Origin of the sequence: Schaalia sp. lx-100 (assembly GCF_021083625.1) — a bacterium.
Classification (GTDB): Bacteria; Actinomycetota; Actinomycetes; order Actinomycetales; family Actinomycetaceae; genus Pauljensenia.
Genome location: NZ_JAJNRP010000008.1, coordinates 107,218 through 123,579 on the forward strand (window position 1 = coordinate 107,218; position 16,362 = coordinate 123,579).

Here is a 16,362-nt window from a genome sequence, read left to right on the forward strand (position 1 = left end):
CTAAGATTCTCAGCTTTTCTAAAGCAGACACGCATAAAAGGTAGCGAATGAAACCCGTTAGAAACAATTCCGGAAAAGTAAGAAGAAATGGTGGGCGATACTGGGATCGAACCAGTGACCTCTTCCGTGTGAAGGAAGCGCGCTACCGCTGCGCCAATCGCCCGAGGTGGGTACGGGATTTGAACCCGTGTATACGGCTTTGCAGGCCGCTGCCTCGCCTCTCGGCCAACCCACCAAGGTATCCAATCAAAGCCCGGCAGGACTCTGCATGTAGACCGAGCGGATGACGGGACTCGAACCCGCGACCCTCACCTTGGCAAGGTGATGCTCTACCAACTGAGCCACATCCGCAAAACCACATTGCTTGGAGCTAAGGCTCCGATCATGCTGTGTCCAACATAATCGTGGGCGATACTGGGTTCGAACCAGTGACCTCTTCCGTGTCAGGGAAGCGCGCTACCACTGCGCCAATCGCCCGAGCGGATGACGGGACTCGAACCCGCGACCCTCACCTTGGCAAGGTGATGCTCTACCAACTGAGCCACATCCGCACTCGCTGTTACCCACGATAACACACACCGTTTAATGCGCGTTCCTCAGTGGGAACGGATGGAAGCTTAACAGTATTTGACCCCAGATAAGAAATTGAGAGATGCGAGTCGGATCACATATTAAAGTAAAACGTTGATTTTCTGCCAAAATTTGCTTCTCATTTTTATCCGGCATCTGTCCATCACGTCAGTATCCATCGCGGGAGCACCTCAATTTCAACTCCACGCACCCTTCAGTACCGCACAAAATTTTCCGCACCCAACAGCACAAATATTTTCACTTCACTGACTAATGCCCACACGTAATCGGCGCGCCTACCCAGCAAGAGCGCTTCAACGACTTACAGTAAACAAGTGAGTGAAACGGCAGTACCAGCGGATTTTGTCACCGCTCTTTTATCTGTACGTGACGCCGCTCAACATCCACTGATGGAATACGAAGAAATCCCTGCCCCCACGCGCTTGTCCCCTTGGAATGCTGCTTTAACTCTGCGCACACGTGAGGAAAACTATGCTCAGCCACGCAGCACAGGACGTTTCGTTATACTCCACGACCCCCACACCCAACCCGGTTGGAATGGAACCTTCCGCGTCGTTGCACATATGCGCTCACAAATTGACGCAGAAATGTGTAATGATCCCTTACTTTCTGAAGCCATATGGCATTGGGCTCACGATTGCCTCGAAGAAGCCGGTGCTGGATATCATGACATCACAGGCACCGTTACCCGTGAAATCTCAGAATCTTTCGGAGGCCTCGACTTACGTGGAGCAACCCTGCATGTCGAATTACGCGCATCATGGACTCCCTACACGGCCTACCTTGGTGAACATCTGAGCGCGTGGAGTGAACTCATGTGTCGAACCGCAGGTATTACTGCCGCACAGCACATCATCGGAGTTCCTTTGTCATGACTCCCCCTACAGTTTCATCCTTACCTCCAGGTAATTTTGCCGATCCTGTACTCATTACTGAACCGCGTGGAGGTATCCCACAAGTTATCGACACTCCAGAGGCTCTCGCGCAAGCTGCGCAGACACTTGCTCAAGGCCGGCAACCCATCGCTTTGGATGTTGAACGTGCTCAAGGGTTTCGCTACGGCACCGACCCGTACCTCATACAAATACGCCGTGAAGACGCGGGGCTTTTCCTCATAGATTCTCATGCCCTGCCCGACTTATCCTCTTTAGCGCCCGCCCTGCATACCCTATGGATCTTGCACGCAGCCGATCAAGACTTACCTAACCTACGGCACGTCAATCTTGAGCCAACCGATATCTTTGATACGGAGATAGCCGCCCGCCTCCTAGGATATGAACGTTTTGGACTTGCTGCGGTATGTGAACGTACTCTCGGTTTGACCATGCTCAAAGACCATCAGGCTGCAAACTGGTCAGTACGGCCTCTGCCGCCGGATTGGCTGCGTTACGCATCTCTCGACGTTGAATTATTAACAGAACTTTACATACAGCTCAGTCATCAGCTCCACGATATGCACCGTTGGGAATGGGCTCAACAAGAATTCACATACATTCGTCATCAGCCGCCCCACACACCCAAAAAAGATCGCTGGCGCACGCTACCAGGGGCAGGGAAAATACGTGATCGTAGGGGGCTCGCACTTCTACGTGCTCTATGGGAAACACGTGAACGCTTAGCAAAAAGCATCGATATAGCGCCCACACTCCTCGTCAGAAATTCTGCTCTTATTCGCGCAGCCCAATATCCACCACGTAATAAACGGGCGTTGCATGCCATAGCAGAATTTCGTTCACCGAAAGCTCGTGAATACAGCGATGAATGGATGCGAGCGATTACCTCCGTGAAAACACTAAAAGATTGCGAACTTCCTCTTTTGCACCCAACACGAGATCCTGCGTCTATACCAGAAGCCCGCAATTGGAAGCGTATTGATCCGGCAGCATATGCTCGCCTTATTGCAGTACGCGCAGCGGTTCAGTCAGTAGCTGAGCCACAAGGAATTGCCGCAGAAATCGTCTTGGCTCCGAAAGTGCAACGCTGGCTTGCTTGGGCTCCTTATGAGGGAAAGCGGCCGCTATCTGAAGCGATTACCGCTCGTTTTCATGAGTCGGATGCTCGCCCGTGGCAAAAAGAACTCACCATGTCAGCAATCATTACAGCTCTTTGCGCATAGGCGTTCATCATTACCATTACCCGTGCTTTGTTGTGCTTACGAAGATCACGTGCTTTCAGGGCCTCAATACACTCAAAGTCGCGTTACCTCCCCTATGCGTACACAGGAGCTACAAAATACCGTGTGCAAGTAAAACCTTCTCAACTAATAACAAGTTATCGGGTTGATCTTCGAGCCCGTTATGGAACTGACACGTTTCAGGACGTGAATCACCGGGTTTTCACATGTGAGAGTACAGCAGAAACAATTCCCTCATGGTCAAGACCAACTTCATGAAGAATATCTGAGCGTGTCGCATGGGCTAAAAATGTACGTGGGATTCCTAAAACCATGACATCGCAGTTTTCTCCGGACAACAGATCGCGTACTGCCCAGCCGAAACCACCATCAACAATGCCATCTTCTACAGTCACTACAAGATCTACATTCTTGGCACAGTCACGTAATTCTTCAGGAACAGGAAGTAACCAGCGTGGATCAACCACTGTGACATCATGACCGTGAGTTTCTAAAATATCTGCTGCAGCAAGGACGCTCGGCACTGTTGAGCCTGTAGCAACACACAGAATACGTTTCTTTTGAAAATCTCCCGCCTTATCTTTATCAGGCAGAGCCGCCTGATTTGAACTTTCGCGCAATATATCAATCATTACGTGACGACGTACAGCAGGAATAGGCGCAGGCAACGGCCCTTTCCCGTAGCGAAGCACTGTTGGCGCGTCAGTAACAGCCACAGCTTCACGTAATTCCTCACGTAAAGTGACCTCATCACGTGGTGCTGCTAAGCGCAAAGACGGTACGACCTGAAGCATAGCGATATCCCACATTCCATTATGAGAAGCCCCATCATCGCCTGTTACTCCCGCGCGATCCAAAACAAATGTGACCCCCGCGTGATGTAAAGCCACATCCATCAGTACTTGATCGAAAGCACGATTCAGGAAAGTTGCATATAAGGCGACGACAGGATGCGCACCCATATACGCCATTCCCGCAGCTGAAGTCACCGCGTGCTGTTCCGCTATTCCAACATCAATAACACGGTCAGGAAATTCATCATTCATTGGGCCTAAACCCACAGGTAAAAGCATGGCAGCAGTAATTGCAACAATATGCGAATTTTCACGTGCAATATCACGAATTTCTTCAGCAAAAACACTGGTCCAACCAAAACGAGCAGGAGCTACCGGTAAACCGGTTTCAGGATGAATCTGACCAACCGCATGGAAACGATCAGCAATGTCTTTTTCTGCGGGAATATAGCCTCGGCCTTTTTCAGTAATCACATGAACAAGTACAGGACCTTCTAATGCGCGGGCACGTGTCAATAAATCCTCAAGAGCAAGAATGTCATGGCCATCAACTGGACCTAAATACTTCAAACCTAAGCCTTCAAACATAGCTTGTGGAATTAACGCATCTTTTAATCCAGATTTAATTCCATGGAGGGCATCGTAGGCGAAACGCCCAGGATCTCCCATTCTCATGAGGCGTTCTTTACCCCACGCTAAAGCGCGTTCGTAGCTTTTTGAACTTCGTAGGACATCGAGATGATGAGCGACCCCGCCGATTGTGGGCGCATAGGAACGTCCGTTGTCATTGACGATCACCATGACACGACGACGCTCATCCGCTGCAATGTTATTGAGAGCTTCCCAAGCCATTCCACCGGTTAAAGCACCATCACCGATTACTGCGATGGTCCATGACTGATCGCCTTGGCGTTGTTTTTCACGCGATATACCGTCAGCCCACGAAAGGGAAGCCGAGGCATGTGAATTTTCTACAACGTCGTGGACTGATTCTTCGCGGCTCGGATATCCTGAAATACCACCTTTTTGACGTAAATCTGATAAATCCGATCGCCCTGTCAGCATTTTATGAACATAGGCTTGATGCCCTGTATCAAAAATTAATGTGTCATGAGGGGAATGAAATACGCGGTGTAATGCGATAGTGAGTTCAACAACGCCAAGGTTCGGCCCTAGGTGCCCGCCGGTACGGGCAACTGTTTTGATCATTCGGCTGCGGATTTGCGCCGCGAGTATAAATAAATCAGCCGGAGTAAGGGTGCGTAAATCTGCTGGATGCTTGATGGCACCAAGCACATCTTTTTTCTCTTTTTTTCCGGCCATGCTGGGATTCTAATGCCACAAAGGGCAGAATGTATCCTTCTTTTTCCTGCGGGTGATAACTGCCACTGCCTCCTCCGTATTTTTCATATGATGAATTGCCTATACCTTCTTGTTATTTTTCTGCTTTCCCCTTCTTTGCACATACTTTTCTTGGGTCGCTGCGTATTTCATCGACAGAATTCACAGCGCTATCCCCATGCAACGCATTCAATTCAGCTAACAGTTAAACTAGAGGTGGCGTATGTAACTAATAATCGATTGTCCACACAAGGGGTTTACATGTCCCAGGTAACCGCACACTATGGCGAATGGTCTTCACCCATTACTGGCGATTCTTTTGTCGCGCGCAGCGTTTCATTGTCGCAAGTGCGTGTTGATGGCCCTGACACATACTGGGTGGAAGGACACCCGCTGGCGGATGGTCGCAATACTTTGCTCCGTCGTAATCGTTTGGGGCATACCAGTGAAGTCTTACCTTTGATTGATGGGGTGCGTTTACCTGATGTGCGTACTCGTGTCCATGAGTATGGTGGACGAGCCTATGCAGTTCATGAAGGCCTCATTGTGTTTTCAGATGGATATGATGGTCGTTTATATCGTTTTGACCGTTCTGATGCTCGTGCACGTGTTATTCCTTTGACGCCCCTTGAAGATGTCCGTTATGGCGATATTGAATTGGCTGTTGATCGCGGCTTACTTTATGCTGTGCGTGAAGATCACCGCTTAGAAGGTGAACCATCAAACTCGTTGGTTGCTATTCCTTTAGATGGTTCTGCAGCACGCGATGGATCGCATATTATTCCTGTGTACTGTGATGCTGATTTCGTGATGGCTCCGACTTTATCGCCTGATAATTCAAAACTTGCTTGGCTGACATGGAATCACCCAGATATGCCGTGGACACATAGCGTGCTCCACGTAGCATCTTTAGATTTTGAAGGCCGAATTACTACCTCAGTTATCCTTGTTGATCAACCTGATGTGTGCGTATATGAGCCTCGTTGGACTTTAAATGGTGATCTTATCCATGTTGATGATTCAACAGGATGGGCAAATCTGTATCGAACTGAAGGATTCACTTGGTTTGAGGACGAGGACGTACATGCATGGACAACTCGTTTGCGTACGCGCCCTTTGCACCCAGGCCCTCAAGCATTCTCACATCCGCACTGGCAGTTAGGGCTTCATACATTCGATAATTTCGATAATGACCTGCTCATTTGCTCGTGGGCGGAAGACGTCACATGGCATATTGGAACTGTTCGTTTGGATAATGGTTTGCTTGAAGAATGGTCAACCGGGTGGTGGCCTATCGGCAATGTGGCTTCCGCTGATGGGCGCGTTGTTTTCCTTGCTGATTCAGCAACACACGCACCGGCTATTGTCGAAGTGAAGGATGGAAAAACACAGGTTCTTCGCCCCTCATCTGATGCGGAAGTGGAAGCAGAGTATGTTTCTTTAGCCCAAGCAATCTCTTGGTCAACGCGTGATGGTGAACGGGCACATGGTTTCTTTTACCCGCCTGCAAATCCGAATTTTGCTGCGCCAGAGGGCGAGCTTCCTCCTTTGGTCGTTAATGTTCATGGTGGGCCTACCACATCATGTCGTCCTGGCTTGAAAGTGCCTTTCCAGTTCTGGACAAGTCGTGGTTTCGCTGTTTTGGATGTGAATTATCGAGGCTCCACAGGCTTTGGCCGTAACTACCGTGAACGCTTGAACGGGAACTGGGGTGTGATGGATGTTCATGACTGTGTGGACGGCGCACTTTACTTGGCTGAACGCGGCCTTATTGATCGTAAACGTATGGCTATCCGCGGGGGTTCTGCCGGTGGTTTCACAACGCTTGCTGCCCTGACAACTACTGATGTTTTTTCGGCAGGGTGTTCATTCTATGGAGTGGGTGATTTACGGGCTTTAGCTGATGAAACTCATAAATTTGAGTCCCGTTATGCTTTCCTCTTGCTGGGGACTGATGATATGTCTTCACCGATATGGGAGGAACGATCCCCCTTATTCCATACAGATCGTATGAGCGCTCCCCTCTTGCTTTTGCAAGGTGAGGATGACAAAGTGGTTCCCCCAAGCCAAGCTACACAGATGCATGAGGCTCTCAATGCTGCACATCATCCTTCGGTTCTCAAAATTTTCGCAGGTGAGGGACATGGTTTCCGTCGCGGGGAAAATATTAAAGACGCTTGGGAAACCGAATTAGGTTTCTACGGTAGAGTGTGGGGATTGCAACCGCAGGGTGCTGCTGACGTTGAGGTTCCTTATCTGTCATAAGATGGGGCATGTAAGCAAAAACCGATGAGGGAAAGGGTTGTTACTTCCCTCATCGCTGTTACCCCATTCGTCAGCACTGATACCGGCTAGCATCTGATACCCGTGGGAGAAACTAGACAGGAACTGACACGGGTGAGACTCAACCTCAACACTCGATATCAGTGGGGGGGGGCTAGGGCAACTCATTCGCTTATTGATGCCCACCCCCACTTTTGTTTCGTGTCCTACTTGTCCTGCACTAGTTGACGCAAGACATACTGCAAGATACCGCCGTTACGGTAGTAGTCGGCTTCACCGGGTGTATCGATACGGACAAGCGCTTCAAATTCGATGGGTTCACGCCCCTTGGCTTGTGCTAGAACGTGAACGGTTCGTGGCGTTATTCCTTCGTTGAGTGTTTCAATACCTGTGATGTCAAAGACTTCATCACCGATAAGCCCTAGCGAATCACGTGTTTGTCCTTCGGGGAATTGTAAGGGCAATACACCCATACCGATAAGGTTTGAACGGTGGATACGTTCAAAACTCTCAGTAATGACTGCTCGTACTCCTAAAAGGGATGTGCCTTTAGCTGCCCAGTCACGTGATGAACCTGAACCGTATTCTTTTCCACCAAGGACAACAAGCGGAATATCTGCTTTTTTATATCGTTGAGCTGCTTCATATACGGATACGACGGGGGCCTTCGGATCAGTAAAATCACGTGTAAAACCACCTTCTGTCCCGGGGGCTACTTCATTTCGGATACGAATATTCGCAAAGGTGCCGCGTATCATGACTTCGTGGTTGCCACGTCGAGAACCATATGAGTTAAAGTCGCTTCGCTGCACACCTTGAGCCAGCAAGTATTGGCCTGCTGGGGTTTCTGGGGCAAAAGATCCCGCTGGTGAAATGTGATCTGTTGTCACGGAGTCTCCGAGTTTCAGGAGCACGCGTGCACCGTGTATGTCATTGACTGGTTCAGGAGTTAATCCCATACCAGCAAAATAAGGGGGTTTACGAATATATGTTGAAGATTCTTGCCAGTCAAAAGTGTTGCCCTCGGGTGTTTCTAGGCTGGTCCAGCGTTCGTCTCCGTGAAAAACATCAGCATATGATGCGGTGAACATTTCCCTGTCGATTGCGTAATCAATGGTTTCTTGTACTTCTTCAGGGGTTGGCCAAATATCTCGTAGGTACACATCAACGCCTTGGGGGTCTTTCCCCAGTGCTTGTGTTTCAAAGTCAAAGTTCATCGTTCCGGCTAGGGCGTAAGCGATAACCAGAGGAGGCGAAGCCAAGTAATTCATTTTAATGTCAGGGTTAATGCGGCCCTCAAAGTTTCGGTTACCTGAGAGAACAGATACTACTGCGAGGTCGTTTTCGTTCACTGCTTGTGATATTGCGGGGGGTAACGGTCCCGAGTTTCCAATGCAGGTGGCGCATCCGTATCCGACGAGGTTAAAACCTAAGGCATTGAGGTATTTCCATAGGTCTGCTTTCGTGTAGTAATCCGTGACTACTTTTGAGCCAGGGGCCATGGATGTTTTCACCCAAGGTTTCGATGTTAAACCTCGTTCGACGGCTTTACGGGCAAGTAAGCCTGCTGCCAGCATGACGGAAGGATTGGATGTATTTGTACATGAGGTAATGGAAGCAATAGCGACATCTCCGTGGTTGATTCGTGTGTGTGTGCCGTCTTCAAGGATCACAGGTACGTCATCACATGATCCCCCGGGTACGTATGTTGGCAGGGTACGATTGAATGATTCTTTTGCCAAAGAAAGTTCGATCCGGTCTTGTGGACGTTTGGGACCAGCGATTGAGGGAACAACTTGTGAGAGGTCAAGTTCAAGATATTCGGAGTATTTTGCTTCACGGAAAGGGTCATGCCATAGGCCTTGTGCTTGCGTGTAGGCTTTCACTAAGGCAATAGATTCTTCACTTCGTCCTGTAAGTCGCAGGTATTCAAGCGTTTTTTCATCAATGGGGAAGATAGCTGCGGTTGAGCCAAATTCTGGGCTCATATTTCCGATTGTTGCGCGGTTGGCTAGTGGAACAGCGCTCACACCTTCTCCGTAGAATTCAACGAATTTTCCAACAACTCCGTGTTGACGCAGCATATGTGTAATTGTGAGGACAACATCGGTTGCGGTAGCACCTGCGGGTATGGTTCCAGTGAGTTTGAAGCCAACAACACGAGGGATGAGCATTGATACTGGTTGTCCAAGCATTGCAGCTTCTGCTTCAATGCCGCCGACTCCCCACCCAAGGATGCCTAGGCCGTTAACCATTGTGGTGTGTGAGTCTGTACCAACGCATGTATCCGGATATGCCACGATTGTTCCATCGGATTCTTCGCGTGTGAAAACTGTGCGTGCGAGGTGCTCAATATTGACTTGGTGAACGATGCCTGTTCCTGGTGGTACGACTCGGAAGTTATCGAAGGCTCCTTGTCCCCAACGGAGGAATTGGTAGCGTTCCGCGTTACGTTCGTATTCGCGTTCTACGTTGCGTTCGTATGCGTTTGAGCATCCGTATACGTCGATTTGTACAGAGTGGTCGATCACCATTTCTGCTGGGGCGAGTGGGTTGATGCGAGTGGGATCGCCTCCAAGGTCGGCAACGGCTTCTCGCATAGTTGCAAGGTCAACGACGCAGGGTACTCCTGTGAAGTCTTGCATGACGACACGTGCGGGGGTGAATTGGATTTCTGTGTTGGGCGTTGCTTCTGGTGACCATGATGCTAGGGCACGTATGTGTTCCGCTGTCACATTTGCGCCGTCTTCTGTGCGTAAGAGATTTTCTGTGAGGATTTTTAGACAGTATGGAAGCGTATCTGCACCGGGCACAGCGTCGAGGCGGTAGATCACATAGTCACGCTCATTGACGGTTAGTGTTGAACGTGCATTGAATGTGTTCGTAGCTGGCATGGTGGCCTCCTCTATGCGGCATCGTGGTTTTCCTACCACATATATCTTGATATCAAGATAACCGGAGAGAAAGCAATATGCAACATCAGATAAAAAGTTATCAAAAATACAGATCAGAGCATATTTGAAATCCCTGTACTTACACTTGAGGATAACAGGCAACTATTAATTACGTAATACTCATGATACGGATTACCTATCCCTCAGCCATCTTCGCACATGCCCCACGACATAACAGATAGACAAAACTACGTACAAACCCGGCACAGAAAATCATGCCGCACACTACAGAAAAGAGCATGGTAAAAATCCATAGCATCTACACCCATCTTTCTATATGCAACCACTTCCCTACAGGGCCATTCAAAGAGGGCGTAATACTCAAGAAAAGAGATACTTTGACGCAGTAATTTTTATACACCGCAATCATTTAGGCCTTTTTCATCACACACACCGTCTCAACATGATGCGTATGAGGGAATAGATCCCATGCGCCAAAAGAAGTCACCGAATACCCGCATTCAGCTAAAGCAGCCATGTCACGTGCCCCCGCAGCCGGATCGCACGAAACCAACACCACCCGGTGAGCACCTGAAGCACCAATCGCATGGCAAATATCGCGTCCCGCACCTGCGCGCGGCGGATCTAAAACAATGACATCTGGACGTTTCTGCGGTAGTTTCCCACAAAGCTCCTGAACTGCAAAAGCATCGACACTACCCACCCACGTCTGCACACGACCAGTAGGCGCACAATTCCTTTCCGCATCAGCAACCGCATATTCGTCACCTTCAACGCTCAAAATTCGAGCAGGAGGACGCTCACAACTCGCCAAAGCGTAAGAAAATAAACCCGCCCCTGAATAAAGTTCAAGAACACTTTCACCGCCATTTAAAGCTGCGCCCTGACACACAGCAGAAGCTAAAACATCAGCTCCTTCACGGTGAGTTTGCCAAAAACCTTCAGGTCGCACTCGATAATTCAAAACATGAGGAATGTCATCGCTAAAAGTCACCGGCTGGCTCATTCCAGCAGAAAAACCTGAACCACGCAGAACTTCTGGACTGCGCAAATGCACGTTCCATCTTAATGAAGAAAAAAGTGCTTTATTCCCCTCACAGTCATAAACTCCACGTGGAGTAACCACAGCAATATCGCCACCGGTTGAGGCCACAACACGAATACGATCCCCTGGCTGCCACGCCCCAGCCCAACGCTTAGCAGGAGATGCAAAAAGCCCCAGATCGGAAATAGCTTCCACAGCTAAAGGCATATTCGACAAGGGATACACCGCGCGACCGCGATGTTCTGTCATGCCAAGCGCACCCGAAGAATCCGCAACTAATTCAATGCGCGTACGACGGCCAAGTAACGGATCATCCTCACCCCAGTCACCGGGAGCCGCGTAAACCGTATAACCACCAACCGCTTCTACAGCTTCAGCAAGAGCAATCCCCGCTATACGTCGAATCTGACCGCGGATCACCTGTTCTTTCCATTGTCGTTGAGCAGGTACACGCACATGAGCAAGTTCACCGCCGCCAACACCTCCACGGCTAGCTTCAGGCCACACCGAAGAAACACGATCCGGACTTGCTTCAAGTACCTCAACCGTATCAGCCCACGCTAAACGAGAGCGGGTACGTGTAATAACAGCCTGCACATATTCACCAGGTAAAGCATGACGCACAAAAATAACTCTGCCATCCGTATCACGTGCAACACAGGCTCCACCATGAGCTGGCTCTGCGACACGTAAAGTCACATATTGAGGGCTGGAAAGCTCAGCTTTCGCATGATTTCTCACGGGTTTCTTACGTGTATGAGGGCGAGGTACCCCTTGACGTTGTGCCATTACTTTGCCTTTACTCATATGCTGCTACAGCAGCATCTTGATCTTTTAGTTTGCGCGTTTCCACGGCACAAGCGTTAATACAGTATCGGGTATATCCATCACTGCTAAACGAAGCGCACGAGTAATACGACGATGAAGAATACTTTCCCACCAATATTTTCCAATCACTTGAGGAAAATACACTGACAGCACTTCGTGCGGATACTGCTCACGTACTAAACGAATGTGGTCGCTCAGAAGTGCAACCATATCACGCTTAGAGGTGTATAAAATCGTCAAAGGAACCGGTAAACCAAGCTCACGCCACTGTTCGCGCACAAGATCCTCCGCTGTAGCAGAAACAGCAAGAGCAACAGCTTCCACCGTGACCGCTCCGGAAGCTCGCGCCACCGCAAGAGCACGCATATGCGGCTTATCCCACTTCGAAATCAAAACAACAGCACGCACACGGTTAGGAACACGACAAGCCTCATCCCATTGATTAACATTCACTTCATACTCCAATTTCGTGTGGTAATGACGATAGGCTGCGTATATTGCGTAAAGGAAAACCACCATTGCTAAAGTTACCCACGCGCCTTGTATAAATTCTGTCGCAAGGATGACGACAAAAACAATCGATGTCAGTATAAAACCCACAATATTGAGGGATCGTGAACGCAATGTCTGCTTCCGAGCTCCGCCTGTTTGACGTTCACGTAACTGCGTATTCCAGTAACGAATCATTGCCAGTTGTGAGACCGTGAGAATAATAAAAGCCGCAACCGCGTACAGATGAATAAGCGTCGCAAGATTTGCCTGTGTCATAACGACAACAACACCTGCCACGCAGATCAGAAGCATCCACGCATAGGCACCAGAAAAACGACTATAGCGATGGTGCCAGTAAATAGGCATACACCCTTGAAGTGCTAATACAGACACTTGAGATGTCACCGTGTGAAACACCATACGTGCCGCTAAAAAAAGAATCGATATCGTAGCAATCGCCACAATGAAAGTCCCCAGTGTTTGCGGGCCAAAAACTCTATGAGCAACCTGCATAATCACAGGAATACGCGCCTTTTGGCTCACTGCTTCACTCAGCGGATAGGTTTCAGACGATTCGACAGTAAGAGGTGAAATAAGGCGATCACCATATTGTGATACACACACAAGAGCGATAAGTAAAAGCCCCGCACATGCCGCGATCTTACTTAATGAACGTGCCGCTCGAACAGATTGAGGACGAGGGAACCTATACACGTCATAGGAGAAAGTCTCCGCGCCTGTCATCACCGTACACCCTAAAGAAAAGGCACGTAAAAGCAGGATATAACCGGCAAGTCCCACACTAACAGGAGCCTCATGAATTTGAGGAGGAACAGCAACAAAGACCCCTTCCCCAGAAGCTGTCAACAGTTGAATACACCCTGTAATCAGCAAAATCACGATAATCGTCACAAAAAAATATGTGGGGATTGCCCATAAAGCACGCATTCGGTGCCTTTGACGTGCGTGTATCGCGGCCAATACGCATAGCATCGCACACGCAACATAAACATGTTTACCCGCAAGAAATGGGAAAAGTGAAACAAAATATTGCGCAGCCGACGCAACCGAAACAGACACTGTTAAAACACAGTCAATAATGACAGCCGCTGCCACCAATATCCCCCACGAAGGACCAATATTCGTGTAGGTGACCTCATATTCACCACCTCGCGGGTAGGCGTACATACTATGGCGATATGACATCACTACAAGTGTGAAAACTAGGGCCACGCATACCGCTACTCCCACAGAATGTGAGAGAGAAAATACGCCACCACCTGTGAGGGTCATTAAAATTTGATCGGGAGCATAGGCCAATGAGGACAAAATTCCCGCACCACATGCCGCAGCAGCAACACGCTGAAAAGGTATGTGCCTCTTACTTTCCTCCTCTGTGAAATGCCTATGAGAAGTAAAAGGCCATAAGGCTACGGCACGTTTCATATTGGCAACAAAATGCAACACGGAGTCCAGCCTAACGCGAAAAAAGGAGTAGGTTTAATCTGTGCACTTTGTAATCATGGGATGCGGGCGTGTTGGCGCCCTACTTGCGACCACTCTTGACGCTCAAGGACATTCAGTCGCTGTTATTGATTCTGAGCCAAAAGCCTTTGCTCGCTTGCCTCAAGATTTCTCTGGCCGTAGGGTCACGGGCCTTGGAATGGACCGTGGAGCACTACGACAAGCAGGTATTAAAGACGCGTACGCTTTCGCTGCCGTCTCAAACGGTGATAATTCAAATATCATCGCCGCACGTGTCGCACGTGAAACTTTCCATGTGGAACGTGTGGTCGCGCGTATCTACGACCCTACACGCGCCCTCGTGTATGAGCGTTTAGGTATTCCAACAGTTGCTACGGTGCAACGTACCACCGAGTCTGTTCTGCGGCGTTTACTCCCCCCTTCAGCAGCTGTCACATGGACTCATCCCACTGGCATGGTTTCACTGGTAACAGCTACTCCCATCACCTTGTGGTGCGGTGTGCCTTTTTCTGTCGTTGAGGACCTCACAGGGGAACGTATTGCTTTTGTTTCGCGTCTAGGCTCTGTGATGCCTGCTCGCCCTGACATGGTTATTCAAGAATTCGATCAATTATATTTCGCTGTTGAAGGCCAAGATGCCTCACTTTTACGCTCAATACTTACTCGCGCACCGCAGCTGGAGGTTTAACTCATGCGTATCGTTATAGCTGGTGCTGGTTCTGTGGGACGTACCGTTGCTTTAGAACTTATTGATCGTGGCCATGAGGTCACACTCATTGATAACGCGCCCGATCAGATCCGGGTGGCTTCTGTTGCTGACGCAGACTGGGTTTTAGCAGATGCGTGTTCTCCTGATGTTCTGCGTGAATCTGGTTTAGAACAAGCCGATGTTTTAGTTGCTGCGACAGGTGACGATAAAGCAAATCTTGTGATTTCGTTACTTGCAAAAACAGAATTCGCAGTCCCGCGTGTCGTAGCCCGCCTAAATAATCCAAAAAATGAATGGCTTTTTGATGGCGCTTGGGGTGTAGATGTCCTAGTATCCACTCCAAAAATCATGACTGCACTAGTCGAAGAAGCAATCAGCGTGGGAAGCCTTGTCCGCTTATTCACTTTCACAGCGGCCAATGTTGCTATGTATGCCCTCGTGCTACCAGAAAATTCACCGACTATCGGAAAACGTGTAGGCGATATTGCCTTCCCACAGCATGTTGTTCTCTCTGCAATACTACGCAACGATTACCCGTTGTCACTGGGGTCAGATGACGTATTAGAAGCTGGCGACGAGCTCCTTTTGCTTTTACCTGAAACAGGTCAGGAAGTACGTGAACATGTCATGTCGCTACTGACTGTTCCTTCACTTTCAGACTCTGAAGATTCTTCTGAATCCGAATGAGGAATAACCGGCGCTAAAAGGAGCCACGTTCCCCAAGCGGCAACAGCAAAAAGAGGAAATCCTAGTATAATTTTTACTATACCAAGTTCCGGCACTTTACCCCAGAACCACAAGGGAAATTGGACCCAGAACCTCACTAAGAATACTGCTGCCCACATCCAGGTGGCTACCCATACACGACGGCGTAAAGACGCGTAATTTTCATCTGACCACCATGTGCGCGGCAGAGAATACATGTAGCCGATAAAAATACCAATAAACGGACGTCTCATAGGCATCGACAGAAGAAGAATGGCCGCAAAAAAAGCTGCCGTTAGCAGACCTGCCGCGAAAAAATCTTCACCACGTCCTGTCCAAGAAGCCCAAAATACGCCAACAGCAACCCCAGCTACTGTTCCCGGCAACGATTTCAGCATGGATTGTTTTTGCACCAAACGGATCACACAGAAAACCACAGCCAAAGCCGCAGCTGCAATCAATGCGTATTTGATGTGACGGGTAAAAGAAAAAATAGCGATAAAAACTGCTGCTGGTAGTGAAGATTCCAGCATTGCCCGCCATCCGCCTACAGCTTCATACCATGAAAAAGAATCGGAACCGAGTTGCCCAAAAATTCCGGACTTCCCGCGCTGAGCTAATCTCTGTGGCGTGGTATTCATAGTTTCTCCGCAGCAATAAGACGATATACAGGATTAATAATCACATGGTGACTATTACTTATTCCTACGACACCTTCAACACGTAGACGAATGCCTACACGTATCCCAGGAATATTTTGACGACCAGTCCAGGCTAATTCAATTGTCCCCGTTGAGTCACACAAGGCGGCACGTAAAACAGTGGGGCTGCCTGCAGGGGAATAAGTTATTGAAACTACTGTGCCATAAAGTAATACTTTTTGACGAGGACGTATATGAGCAATCCTTTGCGCTTCCTCAGGAAAGTCACACACATGTCCGAAACGAGGCTTACGCGACGCAAGAGGCAGCTGATTTCCTTTACGAACCTGCTGAGTACGCCGAGCCAAAACTCTGCGTTTAAACACGCTGAACACGAAT

11 protein-coding genes and 5 tRNA genes are annotated in these 16,362 nt (G+C 49.1%); 5 read left to right on the forward strand and 11 right to left on the reverse strand.

The features are described 5' to 3' along the window. Window positions 1–88: 88 nt before the first annotated feature. The 5 genes from LRP54_RS07185 to LRP54_RS07205 form a co-directional block, all read right to left on the reverse strand. Window positions 89–163: transfer RNA gene (locus tag LRP54_RS07185), tRNA-Val, on the reverse strand. Window position 164: 1 nt separating this feature from the next. After that, window positions 165–235, reverse strand: a tRNA-Cys gene (locus LRP54_RS07190). 43 nt (window positions 236–278) lie between these two features. Beyond that, window positions 279–351: transfer RNA gene (locus LRP54_RS07195), tRNA-Gly, on the reverse strand. A gap of 54 nt (window positions 352–405) precedes the next feature. After that, window positions 406–477, reverse strand: a tRNA-Val gene (locus LRP54_RS07200). A gap of 1 nt (window position 478) precedes the next feature. Continuing rightward, a tRNA-Gly gene (locus LRP54_RS07205) sits at window positions 479–551 on the reverse strand. A gap of 354 nt (window positions 552–905) precedes the next feature. Between LRP54_RS07205 and LRP54_RS07210 the strand changes: the two genes are divergently transcribed. Together LRP54_RS07210 and LRP54_RS07215 are read left to right on the forward strand one after the other, a co-directional pair. Then, window positions 906–1,466 carry a DUF3000 domain-containing protein gene (locus tag LRP54_RS07210; protein ID WP_231235531.1) on the forward strand — a complete coding sequence of 187 codons (561 nt, stop codon included), beginning with the start codon at window positions 906–908 and terminating at the stop codon, window positions 1,464–1,466. Then, on the forward strand, window positions 1,463–2,707 hold the full coding sequence (locus LRP54_RS07215; protein WP_231205122.1) for an HRDC domain-containing protein: 1,245 nt from the start codon (window positions 1,463–1,465) through the stop codon (window positions 2,705–2,707). The genes LRP54_RS07210 and LRP54_RS07215 overlap by 4 nt, the downstream gene beginning before the upstream one ends. Window positions 2,708–2,916: 209 nt before the next feature. Here LRP54_RS07215 and dxs read toward each other — a convergent pair whose 3' ends face one another. Next, window positions 2,917–4,842, reverse strand: a complete 1,926-nt coding sequence (dxs, locus tag LRP54_RS07220; protein ID WP_231235532.1) for a 1-deoxy-D-xylulose-5-phosphate synthase — start codon at window positions 4,840–4,842, stop codon at window positions 2,917–2,919. A gap of 279 nt (window positions 4,843–5,121) precedes the next feature. On the opposite strand from dxs, the gene LRP54_RS07225 reads away from it, so the two are divergent. After that, window positions 5,122–7,125: an alpha/beta hydrolase family protein gene (locus LRP54_RS07225; protein ID WP_231235534.1), complete on the forward strand. Its 2,004-nt coding sequence runs from the start codon at window positions 5,122–5,124 to the stop codon at window positions 7,123–7,125. A gap of 224 nt (window positions 7,126–7,349) precedes the next feature. On the opposite strand, the gene acnA is transcribed toward LRP54_RS07225, so the two are convergent. From acnA to LRP54_RS07240, 3 genes are all read right to left on the reverse strand, one after another. Beyond that, the gene (gene acnA / locus LRP54_RS07230; RefSeq protein WP_231235535.1) at window positions 7,350–10,037 is read right to left on the reverse strand and encodes an aconitate hydratase AcnA; all 2,688 of its coding nucleotides are present in this window, start codon (window positions 10,035–10,037) and stop codon (window positions 7,350–7,352) included. 430 nt (window positions 10,038–10,467) lie between these two features. Next, window positions 10,468–11,892, reverse strand: coding sequence for a class I SAM-dependent RNA methyltransferase (locus LRP54_RS07235; protein WP_231235537.1), 1,425 nt, complete (start codon window positions 11,890–11,892; stop codon window positions 10,468–10,470). Window positions 11,893–11,937: 45 nt separating this feature from the next. Further along, complete coding sequence (locus tag LRP54_RS07240) at window positions 11,938–13,890, reverse strand: APC family permease (RefSeq protein ID WP_231235539.1); 1,953 nt, start codon at window positions 13,888–13,890, stop codon at window positions 11,938–11,940. Between the two features lie 55 nt (window positions 13,891–13,945). Between LRP54_RS07240 and LRP54_RS07245 the strand changes: the two genes are divergently transcribed. After that, window positions 13,946–14,596: a potassium channel family protein gene (locus LRP54_RS07245; protein WP_231235585.1), complete on the forward strand. Its 651-nt coding sequence runs from the start codon at window positions 13,946–13,948 to the stop codon at window positions 14,594–14,596. 3 nt (window positions 14,597–14,599) lie between these two features. Next, window positions 14,600–15,304, forward strand: coding sequence for a potassium channel family protein (locus tag LRP54_RS07250; RefSeq protein ID WP_231235541.1), 705 nt, complete (start codon window positions 14,600–14,602; stop codon window positions 15,302–15,304). On the opposite strand, the gene LRP54_RS07255 is transcribed toward LRP54_RS07250, so the two are convergent. Both LRP54_RS07255 and LRP54_RS07260 read right to left on the reverse strand, forming a co-directional pair. Next, window positions 15,223–15,963, reverse strand: coding sequence for a DUF3159 domain-containing protein (locus tag LRP54_RS07255; RefSeq protein ID WP_231235543.1), 741 nt, complete (start codon window positions 15,961–15,963; stop codon window positions 15,223–15,225). The genes LRP54_RS07250 and LRP54_RS07255 overlap by 82 nt on opposite strands. After that, window positions 15,960–16,358: a hypothetical protein gene (locus LRP54_RS07260; protein ID WP_231235545.1), complete on the reverse strand. Its 399-nt coding sequence runs from the start codon at window positions 16,356–16,358 to the stop codon at window positions 15,960–15,962. Before LRP54_RS07260 ends, LRP54_RS07255 begins: the two co-directional genes overlap by 4 nt. Between the last annotated feature and the right edge of the window lie 4 nt (window positions 16,359–16,362).